Origin of the sequence: Spirillospora sp. NPDC046719, assembly GCF_040645715.1 — a bacterium.
Taxonomy (GTDB): Bacteria; Actinomycetota; Actinomycetes; order Streptosporangiales; family Streptosporangiaceae; genus Spirillospora.
In genome coordinates this window covers 1-24,161 of record NZ_JBEYYT010000056.1, presented here as the reverse complement: position 1 = coordinate 24,161, position 24,161 = coordinate 1, and the positions used below count along the sequence as shown (strand labels likewise).

At 73.6% G+C, this 24,161-nt stretch carries 14 protein-coding genes; 7 read left to right on the top strand and 7 right to left on the bottom strand.

The annotated features are described in order from the left end of the window. Positions 1-19: 19 nt before the first annotated feature. Together ABZ914_RS13125 and ABZ914_RS13120 are read left to right on the top strand one after the other, a co-directional pair. Positions 20-1,486: an APC family permease gene (locus ABZ914_RS13125; protein ID WP_500193168.1), complete on the top strand. Its 1,467-nt coding sequence runs from the start codon at positions 20-22 to the stop codon at positions 1,484-1,486. Then, positions 1,486-2,394 (top strand): acetamidase/formamidase family protein, encoded by a 909-nt coding sequence (locus tag ABZ914_RS13120; RefSeq protein ID WP_500193167.1) that lies wholly within the window; start codon positions 1,486-1,488, stop codon positions 2,392-2,394. The genes ABZ914_RS13125 and ABZ914_RS13120 overlap by 1 nt, the downstream gene beginning before the upstream one ends. A 54-nt stretch (positions 2,395-2,448) precedes the next feature. On the opposite strand, the gene ABZ914_RS13115 is transcribed toward ABZ914_RS13120, so the two are convergent. Beyond that, positions 2,449-3,417: a zinc-binding dehydrogenase gene (locus tag ABZ914_RS13115; protein WP_500193166.1), complete on the bottom strand. Its 969-nt coding sequence runs from the start codon at positions 3,415-3,417 to the stop codon at positions 2,449-2,451. Between the two features lie 133 nt (positions 3,418-3,550). Here ABZ914_RS13115 and ABZ914_RS13110 point away from each other — a divergent pair, with 133 nt between their 5' ends. The 5 genes from ABZ914_RS13110 to ABZ914_RS13090 all read left to right on the top strand — a co-directional run bounded on the left by ABZ914_RS13110 (position 3,551) and on the right by ABZ914_RS13090 (position 6,935). Next, on the top strand, positions 3,551-4,078 hold the full coding sequence (locus tag ABZ914_RS13110) for a pyridoxamine 5'-phosphate oxidase family protein (protein WP_433152145.1): 528 nt from the start codon (positions 3,551-3,553) through the stop codon (positions 4,076-4,078). A 52-nt stretch (positions 4,079-4,130) separates the two neighbouring features. Continuing rightward, a complete protein-coding gene (locus ABZ914_RS13105; RefSeq protein WP_500193165.1) occupies positions 4,131-4,628 on the top strand; it encodes a DinB family protein in 498 nt (165 codons plus the stop codon). Positions 4,629-4,701: 73 nt separating this feature from the next. Further along, on the top strand, positions 4,702-5,301 hold the full coding sequence (locus tag ABZ914_RS13100; RefSeq protein ID WP_500193164.1) for an RNA polymerase sigma factor: 600 nt from the start codon (positions 4,702-4,704) through the stop codon (positions 5,299-5,301). Beyond that, positions 5,294-6,328, top strand: coding sequence for a CU044_5270 family protein (locus ABZ914_RS13095; protein WP_500193163.1), 1,035 nt, complete (start codon positions 5,294-5,296; stop codon positions 6,326-6,328). The genes ABZ914_RS13100 and ABZ914_RS13095 overlap by 8 nt, the downstream gene beginning before the upstream one ends. Before the next feature lie 52 nt (positions 6,329-6,380). After that, on the top strand, positions 6,381-6,935 hold the full coding sequence (locus ABZ914_RS13090; RefSeq protein WP_500193162.1) for a hypothetical protein: 555 nt from the start codon (positions 6,381-6,383) through the stop codon (positions 6,933-6,935). 22 nt (positions 6,936-6,957) lie between these two features. Here ABZ914_RS13090 and ABZ914_RS13085 read toward each other — a convergent pair whose 3' ends face one another. The 6 genes from ABZ914_RS13085 to ABZ914_RS13060 form a co-directional block, all read right to left on the bottom strand. Further along, on the bottom strand, positions 6,958-10,086 hold the full coding sequence (locus tag ABZ914_RS13085; protein ID WP_500193161.1) for a family 78 glycoside hydrolase catalytic domain: 3,129 nt from the start codon (positions 10,084-10,086) through the stop codon (positions 6,958-6,960). 27 nt (positions 10,087-10,113) lie between these two features. Further along, a complete protein-coding gene (locus ABZ914_RS13080; RefSeq protein WP_500193160.1) occupies positions 10,114-12,639 on the bottom strand; it encodes a beta-L-arabinofuranosidase domain-containing protein in 2,526 nt (841 codons plus the stop codon). After that, positions 12,636-14,675, bottom strand: a complete 2,040-nt coding sequence (locus ABZ914_RS13075) for an alpha-L-rhamnosidase-related protein (RefSeq protein WP_500193159.1) — start codon at positions 14,673-14,675, stop codon at positions 12,636-12,638. The genes ABZ914_RS13080 and ABZ914_RS13075 overlap by 4 nt, the downstream gene beginning before the upstream one ends. Before the next feature lie 100 nt (positions 14,676-14,775). Continuing rightward, a complete protein-coding gene (locus ABZ914_RS13070) occupies positions 14,776-17,745 on the bottom strand; it encodes a glycosyl hydrolase (protein ID WP_500193158.1) in 2,970 nt (989 codons plus the stop codon). Positions 17,746-17,776: 31 nt separating this feature from the next. Further along, on the bottom strand, positions 17,777-20,974 hold the full coding sequence (locus tag ABZ914_RS13065; protein WP_500193157.1) for a family 78 glycoside hydrolase catalytic domain: 3,198 nt from the start codon (positions 20,972-20,974) through the stop codon (positions 17,777-17,779). A gap of 95 nt (positions 20,975-21,069) precedes the next feature. Beyond that, positions 21,070-24,161 (bottom strand): family 78 glycoside hydrolase catalytic domain (locus tag ABZ914_RS13060; RefSeq protein ID WP_500193156.1); only part of this gene is annotated, 3,092 nt, incomplete at its 5' end.

The window sequence follows — 24,161 nt, the reverse complement described above, 5'->3', positions numbered from 1 at the left end:
ACCCCCGGAAAGGCGCGCGATGACGACCGCCAGCCCAGACCCCGCGCCGTCCGGCGCCTCCCCCGGCGCCGCCGCGCGCCCCGCGAGCCCCACGAGCCCCGCCGCGGGCGCCGCCGCCGAGTCGGCGGAAGGGACGCTGAAGTCCTTCGGGTACGACCAAGAGCTCAAGCGCTCCCTCAGCCTCGCCGACCTGGTGATCTACGGCCTGGTGTTCATGGTGCCGATCGCGCCGTTCACCATCTTCGGCGTCGTGTTCAACGGCTCCAAGGGCATGGTGGCGCTCACCTACGTCATCGGGCTGGTCGCGATGCTGTTCACCGCGCTCAGCTACCGGGAGATGTCGCGGGCGTTCCCGATCGCCGGGTCCGTGTACGCCTACGCCGGGCGCGGGATCAACGACAAAGTCGGGTTCCTCGCCGGCTGGGCGATCCTGCTGGACTACCTCCTCGTCCCGACGCTGCTGTACGTGATGAGCGCTGCGGCGCTGAACTCGCTGCTGCCGGCCGTCCCGCAGTGGGCGTGGGTCGTGGTGTTCGTCCTGGTCAACACGCTGATCAACTTCCTGGGCATCGAGTCGACGGCGCGGCTGAACCGGCTGTTCCTGGTCGCCGAGCTGGTGGTGCTCGCGCTGTTCGTCGGGTTCGGCCTCGCCGCCGTCGCGCAGGGGAAGAACGGCGCGCACTTCTCCTTCGACCCGCTGCTCAAGCCCGACCTGCTCACCCCCGGGCTGATCTTCGGGGCGCTGTCGATCGCGGTGCTGAGCTTCCTCGGCTTCGACGGCATCTCCACCCTGTCGGAGGAGGTCCGCGACTCCGGCCGCAGGATCGTCGGCCGCGCCACCGTCGTGGCGCTGTGCCTGGTCGCGGTGCTGTTCGTGGCGCAGACGTGGGTCGCGGCGCTGCTCGTCCCGGGCAAGACCGAGTTCGCCGGCGACGACGCCACCAACTCCGCGTTCTACGACATCGCGCAGATCGCCGGCGGGCACTGGCTGAAGGTCACCGTCGCGGTGGCCGCTGCCCTCGCCACCGGCATCGCCAACTCGCTGGTCGCGCAGGCCGCCACGTCCCGGCTGCTGTTCAGCATGGCGCGCGACCGCAAACTGCCCGCGTTCCTCGCCCGCGTCCACCCCACGCGCAAGACGCCCGAGCGCGCGATCCTGTTCGTCGCGGTGATCTCGCTGATCCTCGGGCTGTTCTTCACCGGCCAGATCGACGTGCTGTCCTCGCTGGTGAACTTCGGCGCGCTCTTCTCGTTCCTGCTCCTGCACGTCGCGGTCTTCGTGCACTTCAAGCTCCGGAACCGGAGCACCCGCTGGGGCCTGCACATCGCCGCCCCCGCGATCGGCTTCCTGATCATCGGTTCGGTGCTCTGGAACGCCGACGCGCGCGCGAAGATCGGAGGCGTCTGCTGGCTCGTCCTCGGGGTGCTGGTGATGCTGTTCTACCGGCGCTCCGGCCGCGGTACCGACCTCAAGCTGGAGGACTGATGCACATCCGCCGCACCAGCGTGCACAACGCGTGGGACAACGCGATCGAGCCGATCGCGGCGATCGCCCCCGGCGCCGAGCTCACCGTCGAGACGGCGGACGCGAGCGGCGGGCAGCTCGGGCCCGCCTCCGGCGCGGCCGACGTCGCCGCGCTCGACTTCGGCCGGGTCAACCCCGTCACCGGGCCGTTCCTGGTCGAGGGCGCCGCGCCCGGCGACGCCCTGGTGATCGACGTCCTGGACATGGCCGTCGGCGACTGGGGCTGGACGGCCTGCATCCCTGGCTTCGGGCTGCTCGCCGATGACTTCCCGGACGCCCACCTTCGCGTCTCCGCCATCGGGGACGGGGGCGCCGAGCTGCTGCCGGGGCTGCGCGTCCCGGTCGTCCCGATGATCGGCACGATCGGCGTCGCGCCGCCCGAGCCCGGCGCGCACTCGATCGTCCCGCCGCGCCGCTGGGGCGGCAACATGGACGTCCGGCACATCGGCCCCGGCGCCCGGCTCGTCCTGCCGGTCGGCGTGGACGGCGCGCTGCTGTCCCTCGGCGACGCGCACGCGGCGATGGGCGACGGCGAGGTCTGCGGCACCGGCGTGGAGACCGACGCGACCGTCCGGCTCCGCGTGGACGTGCGCCGCGGCGCCGCCCCGCCCACCCCGGTGATCGAGACCGACCCGCGCACGCAGCGGACCGGCGCCGCGCTCGTCACCACCGGCATCGGACCCGACCTCATGGAGGCGTCCAGGGACGCGGCGCGCGCCCTCGTCGCGGAGGTCGCGGCCCGCACCGGCATGGCCCCGGTGGACGCCTACCTGCTGGCGAGCGTCGCCGTCGACCTGAAGATCTCCGAGGTCGTGGACGCGCCGAACTGGATCGTCTCCGCCCACCTGGAGCTGTCCCTGCTGCCGTGACGGGACGGCCCGGCCGCGCGGCGCCGCACGCACGGCCGCGCTGCCCGGCCGTCCTCACACGATGAGCAGCGTCTTGCCGACGACCGACCGGGACTCCATCGCCGCGTGGGCGTCGGCGGCGCGCTCCAGCGGCAGCCGCTGCCCGATCACCGGGCGGATCCGGCCCGCGGCGGCCTCCTCCATCGCCCGCAGCGCCCGCTCCTTCGCCCCGATCCCGAACCCCATGAGCTGCTCGATCCCCAAGACCGTCACGCCGCGCTCCGCCGCCTCGTCCGGCGGGACCACCGTCGCCGCGCCGCTGGACGCCCCGTGCACGGAGAACCGGCCGCCCCGGGCCGTCGCACCGAACGCCGCCCGGCCGATCTCACCGCCCACGCCGTCGAACACCACGTCGAACCCCGCGCCGGTCGCGTCCGCCGCCTGCTTCGCCCAGCCCGGCGCCGAGTAGTCGACGGCCTCCGCGCCGAGCTCCCGGACCAGCGCGAGCTTCGCCTCGCCCCGCGCGGCGCCGACGACCCGGGCCCCCGCCGACAGCGCCAGCTGCACGAGCAGGCTCCCCAAGCCGCCCGCCGCCGCCTCGACCAGCACCCGGTCGCCCGCACGGACCTCCGCGCCCTCGAACAGGCCCAGCGCCGTCCCGCCGTCGTTCAGCAGCGCCGCCGCCTCCGGCAGGCCGAGGCCGTCCGGCACCGGGACGAGGTCGTCCACGTTCGCGACGGCACGCTCCGCGTTGCCGCCGAGCCGGTCCGCGGTCCCGGTGGCGACCCGCCTGCCCAGCCACTCCGGCGCGACGCCGTCCCCGATCGCGGCCACCCGCCCGGCCACCCCGCCGCCCGGCACGTACGGCGGCTCCGGCAGCGGAGGCCCGGGGGTGATCCCCCGCCGCAGCTGCGTCTCCACGAAGTTGATCTCGGCGACCGCCACCGCGACGACCACCTGCCCCGGACCGGCGGCCGGCTCCGGCGCCTCCCCCGCCACCAGGACGTCCGGGTCTCCGAACCGCGTCACGCGCACGACCTTCATCGGCACTCTCCCTATCGCTCGCCCCAACGCTCACACGTCGACCGGGCTTGAGGTCAACCCGGCGCCCGCGATGAGTTCCCGGCCGCGGACCGGTCATATCTCCGACGACGCACCAACGGAGAGGTGGAGAGCGATGACCGAACGCGACCCCGTCGACGTCAGCGACCTGGACATCTACGGCAGCGGCGGCCCCATGCCGTGGGAGCGGGCCCGGACCGCGCTGGCCGAGGGTCTGCCGCGGATGGAGACGCCCGTGTTCCTCGGCACGGTCCGCCCGGACGGGCGCCCCCACTCGGCGGGCATCGGCGCGCTGTGGCACGACGGCGACCTGTACTTCACCAGCGGCCCGGGCACCCGCAAGTCCCGCAACCTCGCCGGGAACCCGGCGTGCACGCTGTCCGCCCGGCTGGAGGGCCTGGACCTCGTCCTCGAAGGCGAGGCGGCGCGGGTCACCGACCCGGCCGTGCTCGAACCGGTCGCGGCCGCCTACCGCGACGGTGGCTGGCCCGCCGAGGTCGACGGCGACGCCTTCACCGCCCCGTACAGCGCGCAGAGCGCCGGCCCGCCGCCGTGGCACCTGTACCGCTTCACCGTCCGCACCGCGATCGGCGTGGCGTTCGTCGAGCCGTTCGCCGCCACCCGCTGGACCTTCCCCGCCTGACGCCCGCCCGCAGCGGGCGGCTCCGGGAACGGCGCTGCCCTAGGGTGGTGCGATGAACGAACCGCGTGGGGACCTGCGTCCGCCGAGCCTGAACGCCGACGAGCCGACGACCCTGCTGGCGTTCCTGCGCTACCTGCGCGACGCCGTCGTGGCCAAGGCCGCCGGCGTCCCGGACGAGGCGGCCCGCGCGCCCGGCGTCCCGTCCGGCACGAGCCTGCTCGGCCTGGTCAAGCACCTCACGCACACGGAGCTGAACTGGTTCGTGTGGGCGTACGAGGGCGCCGACGTCCCGCGGCTGGACGACGGCGAGCCGCCGCTGCCCGGCGAGACGGCCGCGGACATCGTCGCCGGCTACCGCGCCGCCGCCGCGCGCTCGGACGCGATCGCCGAAGCCTGCACCGACCTGGACCGCCCGGGCGCCCGGTCGCTGCGCGAGACGCCGCCGCCGTCCATGCGCTGGCTGCTGGTGCACATGATCGAGGAGACCGCCCGGCACGCGGGCCACGCCGACATTCTGCGCGAGCGCATCGACGGCTCGGTGGGCCGCTGACGCACCGGGAACCGATCGGCCGCGGGCGGGCAACAAGGGGCGTCCCGTTCCAGAGCCGAGAGGCCCCCACACCATGAGCGACACGAGCCGGGCCGAGGCCGATGACGCCTCCGTCATCGGACGCTCCCGGCACGAGCCGGAGGCGTTCGCCGAGATCTTCCGCCGGCACGCGCCCGACATCAAGCGCTACGTCACCCGGAGGCTCGGCGTCGACGCCGCCGAGGACGTCGTCGCCGAGACCTTCCTGGCGGCGTTCAGCCGGAGGCACGCGTACGACCTGACGCGCCCGAACGCGCGCCCGTGGCTGTACGGCATCGCCACCAACCTGATGGGACGGCACGTCCGGACGGAGGTCCGGTACCTGCGCGCCCTGCGGCGCACGGGCGCCGACCCGGTGACGGCGGCGTTCACCGACCGCAGCGACGAGCGGCTCACCGCCGAGGCGTCCGGCCCGCGGCTGGCGGCGGCGCTGGCCGCGATGCCGAAGGGGCGCCGCGACGCGCTGCTGCTGGTGGCGTGGGAGGGCCTCAGCTACCCGGAGGTCGCGCGGGCGCTGGGCGTCCGCGTCGGCACGGTCCGGTCGCGGATCAACCGGGCCAAGGCGCAGCTGCGCCGCGAGCTCGGCGGGACGGACGTCATGGCCATCGTCAGCGAGGAGCCCGTCCATGAATGAGATGACCCGACTCGAGCGGTTCCGGTCCGAGATCCCCCGGCCCGGACCGGAGGACCTGCGCGGCGAGGAGGAGCGGCTGCGGGCCGCGATGCTCGCCCCGGCGACCGGCCGGCCGAAGGCGCGCGGAACCCGGCGCTTCCGGCTCGCCGTGGCCGTGACCGCCGGAGCCGCGGCCGCCGCCGTCACCGCGGGCCTGGTCGTGGCCGGCTCCGGCGGGGGGACGCACCGCACCCCGGCCGTCCACGCCATGCCGGTCGCGCACGTCGAGCTGCTCCAGCACGCCGCGGACGCGGCGGGCCGGACGCCCCAGCTGCACCCGAGGCCCGGCCAGTTCCTCGTCTACCGGTCCGTGACGATGGATCCCGTGGAGAGCAGCACCGGCGGCCGCCACGCCCGCTACCTGGCGCGTGCGAACCGCACGATCTGGCTGCCCGTGGACGGCGACGCCACGCACGGCGTCCTGGAAACGGAGGCGCTGCCGCCCAGGCCCTATCCCGGCGAGGCGCTCCCGCCGGAGGCGCGCAAGGAGGCCGGGCGCAGCGGTCCGGAGAAGGCCGCGGACTTCGACCATCGCGCGGAGTGGCTGCGCACCGACTACGCCTACCTGAGCCGCCTGCCCGCCGACCCGGCGAAGATGTACGAGCACCTGTACTCCCACCTCGGGACGGGTCCGGCGGCGGACGCCCAGGCGTGGCAGAACGTGGGCGGCATGCTCACCGAGGCGTACATGCCGGCCGCGCAGCGCAAGGCGCTGTTCCGGGCGGCGGCCGCGATCCCGGGCGTGCGGACGGTGGGCAGGGCCGTGGACGCCGCCGGCCGCACGGGCGTCGCCGTGTCCCTGGACGTCCCGGGGGCCGGGCAGCGCGACGAGTACGTCTTCGACCCGAAGACGTACCTCTACCTGGGCCGGCGCTCCGTCGTCACCGACGCGTCGCTCGCCGGGGCCCCGGCGGGCACCGTCCTCACCGCGACGGCGCAGCTGAGCGTCCGCCTCGCCGACCGCGCCCCGGCGGTCGCCCGCCGCTGACGCGTCCGCAAACCCGTTGCGGCGGTGGCGTGTCCCGGCGAATCCTGGGTCCATGGGCGAACTGCTCGGCTTCTGCGTGGTCGCGAACGTGCGGCGGGAAACGGCCTCCGGTGAGGGCGGGCTGGTGATCCGCCACGGGCTGAGGCACTTCTCGGGCGGGACGAAGCTGTGGGTACTGCCGCCGCAATGGGGCGACGGCGGCACCGACCTCCTTGTGGCGGGCCGGCACCGGGGCAGGCGCGGCGGATACGTGCGGATGGTGGTTCCGCGCCGGCACATGGAGAACTTCCGGGTCCGCGGGCTCTACGACCCGTCTCTCATGCGCGTGCTGACCGCACCGGGCGCGCCGGGCGGCGAGGTCAGGCTCTGGGAGGGCCGCGAGGAGGCCGAGAAGGTCGCGGCCTGGTGGTCCACCGCGGTCCTCCCGGCCAGGACGTGCGGGGCCGAGGGCTATCCGCACGACCTGGGCGGGGTGAGCGATCCGCCCCCGCTCGAACTGCGGAAGGACGGCCGGATCTACTACCTGGCGCATTTCAATGCGAGCCGGGCCGTCTACTCGCTGCTGCCGCCGCCCGTGGAGGCGCCGGGCCCGCCCTCCGGCCGGTGACCGTTGGGCGGGCCCGGGCTCGTCAGGCGACGGTGCCGTGGAAGGTCCAGGTGCCGGAGCCGACCTCGGCGGGCTCGGCGGCGCCGGGGACGCGGACCTCGGCGGTGCCGCCCGCCGGGACGGTGACGGTCAGCGTGACCTTGCCGCCGTCGCGCGTCCAGGACGAGCGGACCTCGCCGTACGGGGTCCGCCGCGTCGCGGACGCGCGGGTCAGGTCGCCGACGATGGCCGGGTCGATGACGAGGTTCCGGTAGCCGGTCGAGCCGGCCGCCTGCCGGATCCCGGCGAGCCGGGAGGTGAACCACGAGTCGATCGAGCCGAGCATGAAGTGGTCCTGCGACTGGCCGCTGCCGCCGTCCCAGGACTCGCCGAGGGCGGTGTTGCCGTGCACGACCTGGTAGCCGTAGCTGGGGCTGTCGGTCCGCGTGGCGATCCGGTAGACGACGTCGTCGGGCAGGACGCGGAACGCCGACGGCAGCGAGATCTCGCCGAGGAGCAGGTGGTACCCGGCGTCCTTGACGCTGCCGACCAGGTGGTCGAGCAGCTTCTGGCGGTCGCCGGCGGGGACGGCGCCCATGTCGAGGGCGAGGGCCTCGGCGCCCTGGCCGCCGCCCGCGAAGGTGCCCGTGGAGGCGTCGTAGTACTTGTCGGCGAGGGATTTGGCGCTCTGGTCCGCCTTGGCCTTGTAGGCGGCGGCGTCGGCGGTCTGACCGAGCACTCCGGCGATCTTCGCCAGGGTGTCGTTGACGCGCCAGTAGCCGTAGGTGCCCGACACCGTCTTCGGGAACGTCCGGTCGGGCGTGAACCAGTCGCCGAGGCTGTAGTCGGTGAGCCCGCCGGTCGCGCGGGCCTCCAGGTACGCGGAGTACTTCTTCATCCGCGCGTAGTAGGTCCGCATCGTCTCGGTGTCGCCGTAGTTCTGGTACAGCTGCCACGGGACGACGACGAACGCGCCGCCCCAGTTGGGGTCGTCGCGGTAGGCGCCGGCGAGGACGGTGTAGTCCGGCACGGTGGACGGGATGAGGCCGGTGTCGGTCTGCGCGTCCGCCATGTCCTGGACGACCTTGCGCAGCAGCGCGTGCACGTCGTAGTTGGCGGCGAGCGCGTCGCCGACGAGGTGGTCCTGCTCCAGCCAGCCGAGCTTCTCGCGGCTCGGGCAGTCGGTGAGGATGCTCTGCATGTTGTTCTCGATGGCCCGGCGGACGAGGCCGTGGACGCCGTCGATGAGGTCGTCGGACGAGCTGAACGAGCCGGCGGAGGCGGCGCCGTTGCGCAGCGCCTGCCCGCGGACGGTGATCGTCGCGCCGGCGGGCAGCCCGCGCACCTCCAGGTACCGGAAGGAGTGGTAGGAGAACTGCGGGTGCCAGGTCTCGGCCCCGGAGGTGCGGGTCGTGTACTGGTCCCAGATCGGCGCGCCGACGTTGCTGGCCGACTGGTACGCGCGGCCGTCCTTGAGACTCTCGGACGGGTACACGCGGACGGCGGTGCCGGCGGGCGCGGTCACGGTGATCTCGGGGCGCCCGGCGATGACGCGGCCGACGTCGAACACCTGGTAGCCGTCGCCGGAGCCCACCCGCTCACCGGGCAGGGTCTCGACGACGCGGACGGGTTCGGCCTCGCGCCCGCTGAGCGCGCCGGGCGCGGAGACGGGGACGGCGTCCTCCCAGCCGGAGCGGGACGCGCCGGGCCGGTCCCAGCCGGGGCGCTCGCGGCGGGCGTCGTGGTCCTCGCCGCCGTACCAGTTGGAGAAGGTGACGGGACCGAGGACGGTCTTCCACGTCCCGTCGCTCGCGACCCGCATCACCTGGCCGTTCGCGAGGGTGACCTCCAGCTGCGCCATCAGCTTGGGGTCGCTGATCGTCCCGGAGAACTTCCGGTACCGGTCGGGCGTGGAGATCACGTTGGCGTTGCCGTTGCCGAGCTCGACGCCGAGGGTGTTGCCGCCGGGCCGCAGCATCGAGGTGACGTCGTAGGCGGCGTACTGGACGCGCTTGGCGTAGGCGGTGTTGGCGGGTTCGAGCTCGGCGTCGCCGACGCGGCGGCCGTTCAGCCGCGCCTCGTAGACGCCGAGCCCGGCGACGTAGAGGCGGGCGTCGCGGACGCCGCGCGGCAGCGAGAAGTCCTTGGCGAAGATCGGCAGCGCTTCGGGGACCGGCGAGTCCGGCGGCGCCTGCCCGGTGACGGACGCCTTGTTCGCGAACGCGCCGTCGGCCGTGTCGGACGCGCCGACGGTGAAGTCCGCGGGCGCGTACGGGACCTTGCCGCCCGCGGCGGGCTGGTCGGTGCGCGGGAACAGCAGCACCTCGTCGAACGCCTTGGCGTCCTTGAGGTCGACGGTCAGCGTCAGCGGTGCGTCCGAGACGTCCGCCTTCGGGTAGGCGGAGCTGGACCACCCGGCGAACTCCTGGTTCGTCGTCTCGGTCCCGTCGGTGAGGTAGCGGGTGCCCCACTTGCGGTTGACGTTGCCGCCGTTGTCGGACGCGGTGACGGTCCGGCCGGCGGCGAGGTTCGTGCCAGGGGCGGCGGAGTCGCGGACCTCCAGCTCGGCGAGCTGGAGCCGGTAGGTCTCGTCCGGCACCTGCTCGACCATCGGCAGCCCGAGCCTGGTGACGTCGAGGCGGACGTACCGGGCGGTGGTCTTCGGCAGCCTCACCACGATGGGGTCGGGCTTCTTGGTGCTGGTCTGCCAGTCCTTCTGGCCGATCCAGCGGCCCCGCCAGTCGCTCTGGGCGGTGAGGCCGGTCTCGAACCAGGACGGCGACGACCAGCCGGACGCCTTCGGGCCCGTCCACACGCGGACGCGCCAGTACACGCGGGCGCGGCTGCCGAGCTTCTCGCCCGCGTAGTCGACGCGCTGCGCGGCGGAGGCGACGCGGCCGGAGTCCCACAGGTCGGGACGGCCCTGGTGCAGCGCCTTCTCGCTGGTGGCGGCCTGGATCCGGTAGGCGGTCTGCGCCGTGTTCCGGCCGCCGCGCAGCTGCCAGGTGAGGGGCGGGGTGGTGTCGTCGATGCCGAGCGCCTGGGACAGGTCGTCGGCCCGCAGGCCGGTGACGTCCGCGCGGGCGTCGGCGTGCGCGGGCGGGGCGAGGAGGGTCAGCGGCAGGACGACGGTCACCGCTGCGGCCGCGAGGCCGCGGATCGGCTTGCGCAAGGGGGGTTCTCCTAGGAGGTCTGGCCGTCAGGAACGGCCCTGGGCGTGCAGGTCCGCGATGCCGGCGGCCGTCAGGGCGTGGTTGTAGAGGCGGAAGCCGGTGACCTGACCGTCCATGGCCGGGTTGCGGGTGTCCTGGGAGCGGCCGAGGTAGTTGTGGGTGGTGGCGCCGAGCGCGAGCGGGCTCATGACGAGGCCGTCCTTGCGTCCGGCGGGGGCTCCGTCGACGTACAGGACGGCCGATCCGCCCCCGGCGGTGACGGCGAGGTGGGTCCAGGCGCCGGACGGGAGTGCGGACGGCGCGTCGGCGTAGTCCTCGCCGTCCATGCCGGTGATCTTCATGGTGAACCGGGCCCTGGCCGACCCGGTCCGGGCGATCACGGCGAAGTACGTGGTCTTATTGAACCCGAGGTCGAACACCCGCGTGTTGTTGGCGACGGTGTCGAGGTTCAGCCAGACGGAGACGGTGAGCGCGTCGAGCCCCGCGAGGAGCCCGGCGGGCAGCGCGACGTGGCCGCCCGTCCCGTCGAGCACGACCGCGCCGCCGTCGTCCGCCCACGAGGCGCCGGACGCCAGCGACGCGTCCGGCCACCGGCCCGTCGCGTCGGCGAGGCTCCGCCCGGTCAGCGGGAAGTGCGCCAGCAGCGCGGGCCCGCGGCGCGGCGCGGGCGTCGCCCAGTACACGGTGTAGCGCTCGTGCTGGACCTCGGAGAACGGCTTCAGCCGCACGGTCGCGCCGTCCGCCGACGCGGTGTAGGCCAGCGGGGTCCGGCGGTCGGCGCGCAGCGAGCGCGGGTCGATCGCGGGGAACGCGTTGAGCGCCCGGTCGCCGTACTCCCCCGCCAGCACGACCGGGCCGACGCTGACGGCCTGGACGCACGGGTTGTCGGGCGCCTGCCGCCAGACCGGCGCCATCGGCATCGCGACGTCCACGACGTCGCCGCGCTTCCAGTGCCGCTCGATCGCGGCGTACGTCCCCGGGCGGGCCTTCACCGGGACGGCGGCGCCGTTCACCCGGATCCGCGGGCGGGCGCCCCGCGCGTCCAGCCAGCCGGGCACGCGGATCCTCAGCGTGAACCGGGACGAGCCGGAGGTCACGGTCAGGCGCGTCCGGTCGGTGTGCGGGTATCCGGTCTCCTGCCGCACCGTCACCCCGCGTTCCCGCCACGTCACCTCGGACGGGATGAACAGGTTGACGTACAGTTCGTCGCCGGAATGGAAGTAGACGCTGTCGGCGAATTTCGTCGCCGTCTCCATTCCCGTTCCGTGGTCGCAGGAGAAGTTGTCGTAGTCGGAGCTGTAGCTGCCCGGCGCCGCCTTCAGGCCGCCCTTGACCTCGCGCTGCGAACCGGGGAACAGGCCGGTGTAGTAGGTGACGAAACCGTGCTCGGAGTCGGGATCCTGCTCGCCGAGCATCTGGTTGAGCAGCGTCCACTCGTAGTGGTCCATGTAGGCGGACTCGGACGGATCGTGCAGGAACAGCAGCCGCGAGAGCTTCAGCATGTTGTAGGAGTTGCAGTTCTCGCAGGTGTCGGAGCCGAGCCGGCTGGCGATCTCGCCGGGCGGGCCGAACAGCTCGTTGTTGCTGTTCCCGCCGATCACGTAGGAATGGCGGTGGACGACGGTGTCCCAGAAATAGGCGGCGATGTCGTGGTAGCGCGTCTCGCCGGTCACCTCGTACTCGCGGACCGCTCCGACGATCTTGGGGATCTGGGTGTTGGCGTGCAGGCCGTCGAGGGCGTCGCGGCGCTCGGCGAGCGGGCCGTAGACCGCCTCGTGGTCGAAGCGGCGCGCCGTCGCGAGGTGCTCGGGGTCGCCGGTGACCTGGTACAGCTCGGCGAGCACGTCGTTCATGCCGCCGAACTCGACGTTCAGCACCTTCTGCATCTGGTCGGCGGTCAGCCTGGCGGTGCGGGTCCCGGCCCACGCGGCCATCCCCTTCAGCACGGTCAGCGCCTGGGCGTTGCCGCCGAGCCGGTACTGGTCGAGCAGCCCGGCCATGATCTTGTGGAGGGTGTAGTACGGCGCCCAGGGGTGGCCGCCCGCCTCCATCTGGTCGAAGACGGCCTCCTCGAACGCCGACAGGTAGCCGGCGGCGAACCCGGCCGACGGCGACGCCGCCTGGCATTTCGCCAGCTCGGCGACGATGTACCGGCCCTTGGCCGCGTACGCGTCGTCGCCGGTGTTCGCGTGCGCCTGCGCGAGCGCCGACAGCAGGTGCCCGGTGGAGTGGCCGCGCAGCTGGACGTCCGGTGCCTCCCAGCCGCCGCACGGCTGCGCCGACGACGGCAGCCCCACGTTCAGCCGGAAGGTGCGCAGGAGCCGGTCGGCGTCAACGAACTTCAGGTACTCGCAGGTCCGGGCCATGTTCGCGCGGAACGGGCCGTCCAGCAGCGTGACGTCCCGCAGCGGGAACGGCGCGAGGACCGGCTTCGGCGAGACGCGGACGGTCCCGGCGCGGGCAGGCGGTGCGGGCAGGGCGGGGAGGGCGAGCGCCGCCGAAGCGGCGCCCGCCGTGCCGAGGAACGCCCTGCGATCCAGGGCGCCGGTCATGCCCGCTCGCTCCTGATGGTGTGGTTCCCGTGCAGGCCGTCGACGTAGACGTACTCGCCGTCGCTCCGGACGCCCTGCATCAGCGCGCGGGTGCCGTCCCAGACGAGGTGCCCGTCGACCCGGACCTTGATCCGCTCGCCGAAGGTGGGCACGCCGGCGCGTCCGGTCGCGGCGTGCGGCGCCTTCAGCTTCGCCGTGTAGGCGCCCTTGGCGACCTTCCAGGAACCCTCGACGGCGCCGAGCGTCGTGGTGATGCGGCCCTGGGCGAAGGAGAGGTCGGCGGTGTGCGGGACGAAGTCGAACGACCGCCCGCCCGTCCCGGTCGGGTCGAGCCCGAGGACGCCGAAGGTCAGCGCGGTGACGGGGCCGGTCGCCCAGGCGTGCGCGAGGCTGGTGTAGGAGCTGCAGAAGACGCAGCCGTCGCCGGGGTTGCGGTACGACTCCCAGAACGTGCTGCCGGTGCCCTGCGGGTGGCTCAGCATGTAGCCCCACTCGCGCCGGATGATGTCGACGCCGGCCTGGTCGGCGGCCTGCCCGCCGGCGGCGAAGTGCGCGTTGACCTCCATCGAGCCGGAGAAGACGCCCGGGTTGCCCTTGTTCTCGGGCGCGGTGGAGGCGACCTCGTTCCAGTTGCCCTTCAGCTGGGCGCTGATCCGGCGGGCCTGGGTCCGGTCGGCCAGGCCGTACCAGACGGCGAGCGAGTTGCCGTCCTGCGGGTGGATGGCGTTGTTGGGGTAGAACTTGTACGCGCCCGCCGCGTCGTCCCAGAAGTTGGCGTTGATCGCGGTGCGCAACGCGGCGGCGCGCTGGGAGTAGGAGTCCGCGAGGGCGGTGTCGCCCTGGGTGCGGGCGAGCTGCGAACCGGTGTCGAGGACGCGCCACAGCAGCACGTTCGCGATGAGGTTCTCGCCCTTGGCGAGGATCCGGACGGAGTCGGACGTGCCGGTGATCGACAGCAGGCCGTTCGCGTCGACCTTCGCGGAGCTGTAGTCGACGGCCTTCTTGTACCGGTCCCAGATCCCCGAGACCCAGCCCGCGTCACCGGTGTACTTGTAGTAGTCCCAGCTCGCGGCCAGGGTCCACAGGTGGTAGGTGTCCGAGCCGTACTTGTTCAGCTCGGGTCCGGCGTAGGGCAGCTCTCCGGTGTCGCGCTGGTGCTGGTAGATCACGTCGAGCGAGTTGCGGGCGGACGCGGTGTCGTCGAACGCCGCGTACGCGGACGGGATCTCGACGCCGAGGTCGCCGGGCCAGACCGTCCGGTCCCGCTTGGCGCCGTCCACGAGGATGGACGCGCCGGAGCCGATGTCGCCGGTGTTGTCCCACAGCGCCGCCGGCGCCTCCCACACGCGCCCGGTCTTCGGCGAGATCGTGTTCAGCTGGACGGTGTAGGCGCCCGCGTACCAGATCCGGTTCAGCAGGTCGTCGCTGGAGTAGAAGTAGTTCGCGTACTTCGACGGGTCCTTCACCTGCGGCGCGGGCGTGTAGTGCAGCGACACCCCGTCCAGGTCGACGCTGCCGCCCGACCGCATGAAGATCGTCAGATAGCGGAACCCGCCGCGCAGGTACTTCTCCGGCGTGGTGTAGGTCGTGCGGCCGTCCACGTCGGCGGTGAGGGAGCCGTCGCGGCTGCGCGGGCCGCCGGTGGAGGCGTCGCTGTCGGTGGCGACGTACGCGGACGACTCGTTGAACGCGAGCCCGACCTGCTGCGCGCCGTCCGATCCGGCGAAGTGCAGGGTGGTGAGGCCGCCGACCTCCTTGCCGAAGTCGAGCGTGACGTACGACCCTGCGCCGCTGAGGGTGGTCTTGTGCCCCTTGAGGACGGCGGACGGGTCCGTGACGTCGCCGCTGGTGTTGTAGACGGCGACGGGGCGGACCGTCCGGGACGACGGCGACAGGACGTACCGCTTCCACGGCGCCGAGCCGTTCCCGCTCCCCTGGCCGGAAGCGGCGGACGCGGGGACGGCCTGGGCGGCGAGCAGGGCGGACATTCCCAGGGTCAGAGCGGCGATGCGCCGCCTGGATACGCTGTTGTGCATGGATTCCTCGGATTCCGATCCGTGTGCGGGACGGGGTCGACGGGGGTTCATGTGCGGGAGGGCGGGCCAACGCCCTCCCGCACTCGTTCTCGGGGCCGGCTCAGCGGGTCCGGATCACCGCCTCGCCGTACGGGACGAGCCGGACCGGCCCGACCAGCCCGTACGCCTGGCGCGACGCCCCGCCGTAGACGGCCGGATCGGACACCCGCAGCCGGTTGTTCAGCGTCGTGGCGACCTCGACCTCGATGGTGTTGGCGCCGCGCCGCAGGTAGGGGCCGATGTCCACGGCCGGGTACAGCACGCTGACCGGCGGGACGCGGCGCCCGTTCACCGACACCCGGCAGGTGTCGAAGACCTCGCCGAGGTCCAGGACGGCGCCGGCGCCGGCGCCGTCCCAGGTCACCGTGGTGGTGTAGGTGCCGATGCCGGAGACGTCCGCGAGCTCGGGGATGTCCGGCCACGCCTTGAGGGCGTCGAGCGCCAGGTCGTGCTGCTCGGTGCCGTCCGGGGTCATGTCCTCGACGCGCAGCCGCCAGGCGGTGAGGGTCTGCGCAGCGGGGACGGCGCCGATGGCGGTCGTGACCGTGCGCCCGTCCGCGAGGGTGGTCGCGTAGGTGCCGGCGGTGGTCGCGCGCGCGACGAGCCGCTGCCCATCCACCCTCACCTCGGTCTCGGCGGCGGTGGCGGACGGGTGGTTCCCGGCGCGCGCCAGGATGATCACGGTCGCCTCGGAGGGCTGGAGCGCGATCCGGACCGTGACGGTGTCGCCGTCGGCCTTGTAGACGGCGACGGGCTCGGTCTCGCCCGTCCACAGGTCCAGCCGGTACGGGACGGCCTTGCGGTCGGCGCGGGTGAACGTCACCTCGTGGTCGATCGCGGCGACCGGCGGCTTGACCGTCTCCGCGTGCTTGCCGTTGCACAGGTAGAAGTAGTCGACGCGGCCGTCCCGGCGGTGGGCGTTGAGCAGCGTGGAGCTCTGCGCGTAGCTCGCCTCGGGCCGCAGGCCGAGCGCGTCGAGCGCGCCTTGGACGTCGGTCTCCGCCGCGACGTTCTTCACGCGTGGTAGCGCGAACATCTCCTTGAGGACGGCGCGGAGGGCGTCGTTCTCGCCGTCCTTCGCGATGCCCGGGACCGTCGCGGCCGACCAGTCGCCGAGGAAGACGAGCGGGAGGCCCGCCTTGGCGAGCTTCAGCATCGTGCGGGCGCTGTCGAGCGGAAGCGTGCACTCGTTGCCGTTGAACCGGTCGCCCTCGACGAACAGCGCCTGGTAGGCGGGGCCGTCGGGGGCGAGCCGCCCGTCCCGGACCGTCGCCGACGGCAGGTCCAGCAGCGGCGCGCTGATCATCTGGTGCGTCCAGCCGAGCGGGACGCCGTACTTGGTGAACCAGCCGGCGCCGATACCGGTCTTGGTGTACCCCTTCTGCCGGAACACCGCGACGTCGACGCGGCTCGTACCGGCGCGCATCGCCTGGTGGACGCGCCCGAAGTACGCGGCGATGTCGGGGGCGTGCCGCCAGGTCGGCTGGCGCGGCCCCCACGACTCGGCGAACCCGATGCCGCCGTTGTACGGGGTGAACGCCGCGAAACCGGGCCAGGCCGCGCCGGGCGCGGTCGCGTAGGAGAACCCGTGGAACACGGTCTGGTTGAGACCGGCCGCGTAGGCGCCGCCCATGGTGCGCAGCAGCTTGTCCCACGTGGTGTTGTACGCGCCACCCTGGTACGCCCCCGCCTCGCAGGACAGCACCTCCCGGCCCGCCATGTCGCGGCCTCCGGCCAGCGCGCGGTAGTCGTCCAGGTTCTTGAACCCGAGCGACTCGCCCTCGGGGACGTCCAGGATCGCCGCGGACCGGATCGCGTCGGTCTGGAGCCCGTACGGCTGGGCGCGCAGGTCCAGGCCCACGGAGTGCGCCCACGTGCGCAGCGCCTCGAAGTGGTACTCGTTCAGCAGGTCGGACACCGTCAGCCAGAAGTCGTGCCGCGCGTGCGCGGTGCGGCCCGCCTCGTAGCTGAAGACGGTGTTCTCCTTGTTCAGGACGATCACCGGCAGGTACGGCATGAGGTCGTAGCCGCGCCGCCGCCTGAACTCGGCGGGCAGGTCCGGGGTCCAGTTGAGGGCGGGCGTCTCCAGCTCGATCGAGTCCTCGAACAGCGTCGCGCCGGCCTTCTTGATCAGCTTGCGGACGCGCGGGGTGAGCAGCCGCGCCTCCCAGAACGCGGTGACCGCGCGCGTGCCCGCCTTGCTGAAGTGGTCGACGACCCAGGAGTCGGGGCTGCTGTGCGGGCCGCCCTCGGGCTGCTGCCCGCTGCCGCGCCGCCAGTACGACAGCAGCAGCCAGTCGCCGCCGGCCGGGGCCGTCCAGGTGATCCGGCCGTCCTTCGCCCGCTCGGTCAGGTCGGTGAAGGAGGCGAAGTCGAGCCCGGTCTCCTTGCGGGTCGCGTTCGCCGCGTCGATCTTCACGGCGTGCACGGCGACGAGGGTCCGCTTCGCCACGCCCTTCGCCGCCGCCGCGACGGGCTCGGGCACGGGGCCGTCGTGCGTCGCGCCGCCCGCGACGGTCACCGTCCCGTAGGCCAGCTCCTGGACGGCGGCGTCGTCGTCCGGGGTGATCGTCGGGACGGCGGCGGGCCAGGACGGGCCGATCGTCAGGTCCACGGTCAGGCCGCGGCGGGCCGCCTGGTCCAGGGCGGCCTCGACGCCGGCGACCCACGCCGCCGTCCCCCAGCCGTGCCCCTGCGGGTCCAGGACGGACCCGTCCTTGACGCTGTGGTGCACGGCGGAGATCTCGCCGCCGCCGAACCCGGCGTCGGCCATCTGGTCGATCTCGCGGCGGATCTCGGCCGGGTCGACCAGCCCGTCCGGCCACCACCAGCGGAACCTCGGCCGCACGGCCGCGCCGGGCCGGGCGAACCCGCCCGCGCCCGGCGCGGCCGGGGCGGCCGGGGCGGCGGCGACCGCCTCTCCCCCGAGCGCGGGGGCCGCGGCCGCCACGACGGCGGCGGCGGTGCCGATCTGCAGCACCCGCCTGCGGGTCAGCCCGCGCGGTCCCTGCTCGTTACGGTCGTCGTTCACTCTCGTCTTCCTCCTGAATCGATCGCGCCGGTCAGGTGCGCGCGATCACGGTGGTGCGGCCGGAGCCGACCGGGCCGATGGCGAGCAGCGGCCCGGTCGCGTCCCGGCCCGTGGTGCGGGGGGCGCGGGCGTGGGGCCCGGTGACGCGGACGTCCCGGGGGTCGGTGCCGCCTAGCTCCACGACGACTCGGGCGGCGGTGTTGGGCGGCACGTCCACGTCGAGGCGGTAGCCGGCCGCGCGGTCGAGCGCGACGGCGACGGGGCCGCGGACCGTCGGCACGGTCCCGGAGATCCGGGTGAGGGCGCCGGGCCGGGGGCGCACCTCGATCTCCGCGGCGCCCGGCGCGGTGATCTCCACGCCGAGCACGCGGCGGGGGATCGCGTTCGCGGGCGCCGAGCCCCAGGCGTGCGAGAACGTCATGTTGCTCTTCAGGGACGGGTCCCACGCCTCGCCGACGATGGTCGCGCCGAGGTCGTCCATGAGGTGCAGCCAGGAGTTCGTGCCGGTGGCGGTCATCAGCCCGATCGCGTCCTCGGCCCGGCCCGTCGCGAACAGCGCGTCCAGCAGGAACTGCGCGCCGTAGACGCTGACCCTCATGCCGCCGTCGGCGAGCGTCTTCCCCAGCGCCCGGACGACGTCGTCGGGCACGGTGCCCTGCCCGGCGACGCCGAGCGCGACGGGGAACGCGGTGGCGTGCTGCGCGCTGTGGGTCGTGCCGGCGCCGTCCACGAACCGGCCGTTCGCGGCGTCCAGCAGCGTCGTGCGCATCGCGTTCGCGAGCGCGTCGGCCTTCGCCCGCCACGTCCTGGCGTCGGCCGTCCTGCCCAGGACGGCCGCGATGTCGGCCATCGCGGTGAACGCGGCGTACTGGCAGGCGTTCACCACGGTGTTGACCTCGGTGAACACGTAGCCGTCGCGGTTGGAGGCGGGCCAGTCGACGAGGTCGCCGAGGTCCTGGCTCGACGCGCCCGGCTTCTTGTGCACCAGTCCGTCGTCGCCGAGGTAGGACGTCAGGTGCTTGGCCGCGAGGAGGTCGTAGTCGGCGGCGAGCTGGTCGGGGTCGCCGGTGTGCAGGTAGTCCCGCCACGCCGACATGACGTTCATCAGCCGGTACTCGGTCGGCCAGGTGTGGTTGCGGGCCAGGTAGGCGTCGGACGCGCGGGCCAGCGCGAACGACCGCTGCACCGCGTACTCCGACGCCTGGTTGATCAGCGCGTCGCCCTCGTAGGGGCCGCGCTCCCGGGTCGGGGTGTCGATGTACAGGTCGCCGCGCGTGGCCTCGATCGAGTACCGGCACATCTCGTAGACCCGGTCGAGGTCGCGGCTGGAGCTGGCGAACGAGGCGTCCGAGGCCCGCCAGTCGACGCGCCACGCGCGGCCGGTGGCGGCGTCCGACAGGTCGAGGTCGTCGTCGCAGATCAGCTGCGCGTAGCGGAAGCCGCGGTAGCCCCAGTGCTCGGCGGACTGGAGGCCGTCGCGCAGCGTCCAGACCTCCCGGTAGGTGACGCCGGCGCGCAGCGCGTACCGGACGGTCCCGTCGGCGTTCAGCTCCTCGCCGAGCCGGACCTCGACGGTCTGCCCGGCCTTGCCGCGCACCGACAGCCGCAGTCCGCCCGCGATCTCCTTGCCGAGGTCGACGAGCCAGGTGCCGGGCGCGACCTTCCGCACCGACGCGGGCCGGACGTCGTGCAGCCGGACCGGCTCCACCAGCGCCGGCACCAGCCCGTCGATGGCGGGCTTGACCTGCGGAGCGTCCCAGCCGGAGTCGTCGAAGCCGGGACTCGTCCACCCGGCCGGCTCCTTGCGCAGGTCCCAGTACTCCTGCGGGCCGACGTAGTAGGACGTGCCGATCGTGCCGGCGTCGCGCAGCATCCCGGCCTGGCGGCGCGCCTTCCACGACGCGCCGCTGGCGAAGGTGCCGGTCGTCCCGTCGGCGTAGGTGACGGCGAGCTGCGCGACGAACCGCTTGTCCTCGGTGGTGAACGCGAGGGCGGCGAGCGCGTTGCGGCGGCCGGGCGTCACCAGGCCGGTGACGTCGAACGAGTGGTAGCGCGGCGCGCCCGCCCCGGCCCGCTGGGACGCGAACCCGGCGACCTCGCCGTTGACCCAGATCTTCGCCGGGTACTGCCGGACGGGCGTGGGCGACTGCGCGGCGACGTGCAGGACGGCGGCGGCGATCGGCTTGCGCGCCGGGGTGAACTCGGTGCGCAGCAGCGCCCAGTCGTCGTCGGCCGCGCCCGCCGAGGACAGCGTCGACTGGCCCTTGCCGAGCGTCAGGACGCCGTCGGCGACGGTCCCGGCGGTGAACGTGCCGAGGCCGTCGGCGAAGTCCTCGCTGATGAGGGCCTTTCCGTCGGGCGCGGTGAAGGTGACGGCGTCCCACTGGTTCGCCTCCGTCGAGCCGTTGCGCATCCCGACGGTGCCGGTGGCGTACGTGCCGTCGGTCGTGGTGTCGACGGCCGTGCCGTCGATCGAGGTCGTGAACGTCGAACCCTTCATCTCGACGGTGACCTCGTACCAGCGGCCCGTCTCGATCGGGACGCCGAGCGTCTTCTCCTCCAGCACCCGGTACGTCCCGTTCACGCACACGTGCTTCTTCAGCACGCCCGGCGATCCGGCGCGCAGTTGCCACAGGTAGTTCGCGCTCGCCGAGGACGCGCGGAACCACAGGCCCGCCGCCACGGCGGTGATCCGCACCCGCGCCTTGAGCACGCCGTCGCCGGGCGCCGTGGCGGCCGGGACCCAGATCGGCTCGGCCTTCCAGCCGTCCAGGCCGGTCGCGACCAGCGTCGGCGCCGACCAGCGCGACGCCTTCGGCCCGTCGAACGTCCGGACTCGCCACCAGTACGCCGTCCCGGCGGCGAGCGGAGGCCCGCCGTAGGGGACGGCGACCGACGCGGACGACGCGACCCGCCCGCTGTCCCAGTGGTACGGGCCCTTGGCGAGCCGCGACGGGGTCGTGGCGAACTGCACCTGGTAGTGCGTCTGCTTCGTCCCGGGCCCGAGGTCGGCGACCTGCCAGCTCAGCCGCGGCCGCGCCGCCGTGACGCCGAGACCGTCCGGCAGCAGCGACGTCAGCAGCCCGGACGGCGTGCGCGCCGCGACGCCCTTCCCGGCGGGCGCGGCGGGCGCCGCGGCGGCCGTCCCGGCGTGCCCGAGCACGATGGCGCCGGTCGCCCCGATCGCCGACGCGCCGAGGAACCGCCGCCTGCTCAGCCCATCGCTCATGCGGGTTCCCTGCGGAGGGACGGCCCCCCGGTTCGCTTCGCTCATGCGTGCACCCTGTGGGGGGACGACCCCCCACACCCCCCGGTTCGCTTCGCTCATTTCATAGCCCCTTCGAAGGTCCAGTCGCCGGAGCCGATCTGGAAGACGGCGCGGTCGTTCTCGATCCCGACCCACTTGGCGTCCTCGGGCGCGTCCGGCCGGGTCGTGCCGCCGAACAGCGGGAACTCGACGCGGGCCGTCGTGTTCGGCGGGACGGTGGCGTCGAGGCGGAGCCGCTTGCCGGTGCGGCGCCAGGACGCGGCGGCGCGGCCGCGCGGCGTCTCGTAGGTCGCGGCGGCGCGGGTGACGTCGCCGACCACGGCCGGGCGGACGAGCAGGGTCGCGTAGCCGATAGAGCCGTCGGTCTGCGACAGCCCGGCGAGCCCGGCGTGGAACCACTCGTCGATCGCGCCGAGCATGAAGTGGTTCTGCGAGTTCCCGGACGTGGGCCCGTCCCAGTTCTCGGTCAGCGAGGTCGCGCCGTGCACCACCTGGTAGCCGTAGCTGGGGTTGCCGGTCTGGGTGGCGACGGCGTGGATGACGTCGTCGCGCCCGGCGGCCGACAGCACCCGGAACACCGACGGCAGCGCGATCTCGCCGACGGTGAGGTGGTAGCCCTTCGCGGTGATGCTCTGCACGAGGTGGGCGAGCACCTTGTCCTTGGACGCGGCGGGCACGATCCCCATGTCGAGGGCGAGCGCGTCGCACGCCTGGCTGCCGGACCCGTAGGTGTCGCCGGTCGCGTACTTGCCGTTGAACGCGTCACCGATGTCCTTGGCCAGCTTCGTGTACTCGGCCGCGTCGTCGCTCTTGCCGATGACCTCGGCGATGGACGCCAGCGCCGTCACGGCCCGGTGGTAGCCGAACGTGGCGGTGACGCCGAGCGGGGTGCTGTTGTCGAAGGTGATCCAGTCCCCGAGGCCGTAGTCGAGCAGGTTCCCCTTCGCCTTGGACGACAGGTACTCCACGTACCGCGCCATGTTCGGGTAGTAGGTGCGGAGCGTCGCCTCGTCCCCGTACGCCCGGTACATCTGCCAGGGCGCGAACACGATGACGTTGCCCCAGTTCGGGTCGTCGCGGAACCCGCCGGAGAACACGGTGTACTCGGGCGCGATGTCCGGGACGAGCCCGTCGGCCGTCTGCGCCTCGGCGATGTCGCGGACGATCTCGCCGTAGTAGGCGGTCACGTCGTAGTTGCGGGCGACGGCCGGGAAGACCAGGTTCGCCTGCTCCAGCCAGCCGAGCTTCTCGCGGTGCGGGCAGTCGGTGAGGACCGAGTACATGTTGCTCTGCACGGCCCGGTCGATGATCCGGTGGATGTCGTTGAGCAGGCCGTGCGAGCTGGTGAACGACCCGGCCGCGTCGTTGGCGGCGCGCAGCGCGATGCCGGTGACGGTCCCGTCGTCCGGCGCGGACGGCAGCCCTTCGAGCTGCACGTACCGGAAGCCGTGGTAACAGAACCGGGGATGCCAGGTCTCGGTGCCGTTCCCGGACAGGGTGTAGGTGTCCCAGATCGGGGAGCCTGTGGTGCTCTGGCTGACGGTGCCGTCGGCGTTGAGCAGCTCGCCGGGGCGCATCGTCACCTTCGTCCCGGCCGGGCCGCTGACCCGCAGCCGCGCCCAGCCGGCGAAGTTCGTCCCGAGGTCGACGACGTACACGCCGTCCTTCGGCTGGGTGATCTTCTGGGTGCGGAAGGTCCCGGCGGGTTCGATCGGCGGGGCCATCCGGGCGGTGAGCTTCGCGGTCGGCGCGTCGCGGCGCACGGCGGCCGTCCAGTCCGCCGGGGCGCGGCGGGCGTCGAAGTCCTCGCCGCCGTACCAGCTGCTGAACGTGGTGGCGCCGAGCGCCGTCTTCCAGGACGTGTCCGACGCGACGACCTCGCGCGACCCGTCGGTGTAGGTGATCTCGAGCTGGCCGAGGAACGCGGGCCGGCCGTCCGAGCGGGTGAGCTTCTGGTAGCGGCCCGGCGTGGCCGGGACGTTCGCCATGCCGTTGCCGACCTCGGCCTGGATCGTGTTGCCGCCGCGCCGCAGCAGGCCCGTCACGTCGTAGGTCGAGTAGACGATGCGCTGCTTGTACGCGGTGTAGGGCGGTTCGAGGACGGCGTCGCTCACCGGCCGCCCGTTCACGGTGACGTCGAGGACGCCGAGCGCGGTCGCGTACAGCCGCGCCGACCGTACCCGCTTGCCGAGGTCGAACTCCTTCTTGAACAGCGGGAGCGCCTCCGGCTGGGCGTGCAGCGGCGGCGGGGCCTGCTGGCCCTTGACCGTGGCGGCGGTGTCGAACGCCTTCCCGTCGCTAGAGGTCTGGACGGTGAAGTCCTCGGGGAAGTTGGCGGTCCTCCCGTCATCGGTCATCACGTCGGTGCGCGGGTAGAGCAGCACCCGGTCGAACCGCCGCTCCTCGCCGAGGTCGATCTGCACCCAGATCGCGGAGGCGAGATCCTGGTCCTGGTACTGCATGCTCGTGTAGCCGAACGGCGCGGCGTCGCTGGTCAGCGAGCCGTCGGTGATCGCCTTCGGTTCCCACTGGCCCCCGACGGTGTAGCTCTCCGACGCGGTCACCGGCGCGTGCAGCGCTACGTTCGCGCCGGACGCGCCGTCCTGCACCTGGACCTCGGCGAGCTGGAGCCGGGACACCTTGTACGGCCAGCCCTCCTTGATCGGGAGGCCGAGCCGGGTCACGTTCAGCCGGACGTACCGGGCGGTGCGGGCGGTGAACGCGACCGTGGCGGGGGTGGGCTTCGGGTCGGACCACGCCGGGTTCCCGATCCACTGCGCCGTCCAGTCGGACGCGGCGAGCAGGCCGGTCTCGAAGTGCGCGGGCTCGCTCCACGCGGACGCGCGGCCCCGCTCGTCCCACACCCGCACCTGCCACGACACGCGCTGCCGCGAGCCGAGGGCGCGGCCGGCGTAGGCGGCGGCGACCGCGCCGCCCGCGACCTTGCCGGAGTCCCACAGGTCGGGGCGGTGCAGCCGGGCGTCCGTGCTCGCCGCGCGGACCTGGTACGCGGTCTGCGCCGCGTTGCGCGGCCCGGCGGCGAACCGCCAGCTCAGCGTCGGGTTCGCCGCGTCGATCCCCAGCGGGGACCGCAGGTGCGCGGCCTGCAGCCCGGTGGGCGTCAGCGTCCGCGCGCGGGCGGGGTCGC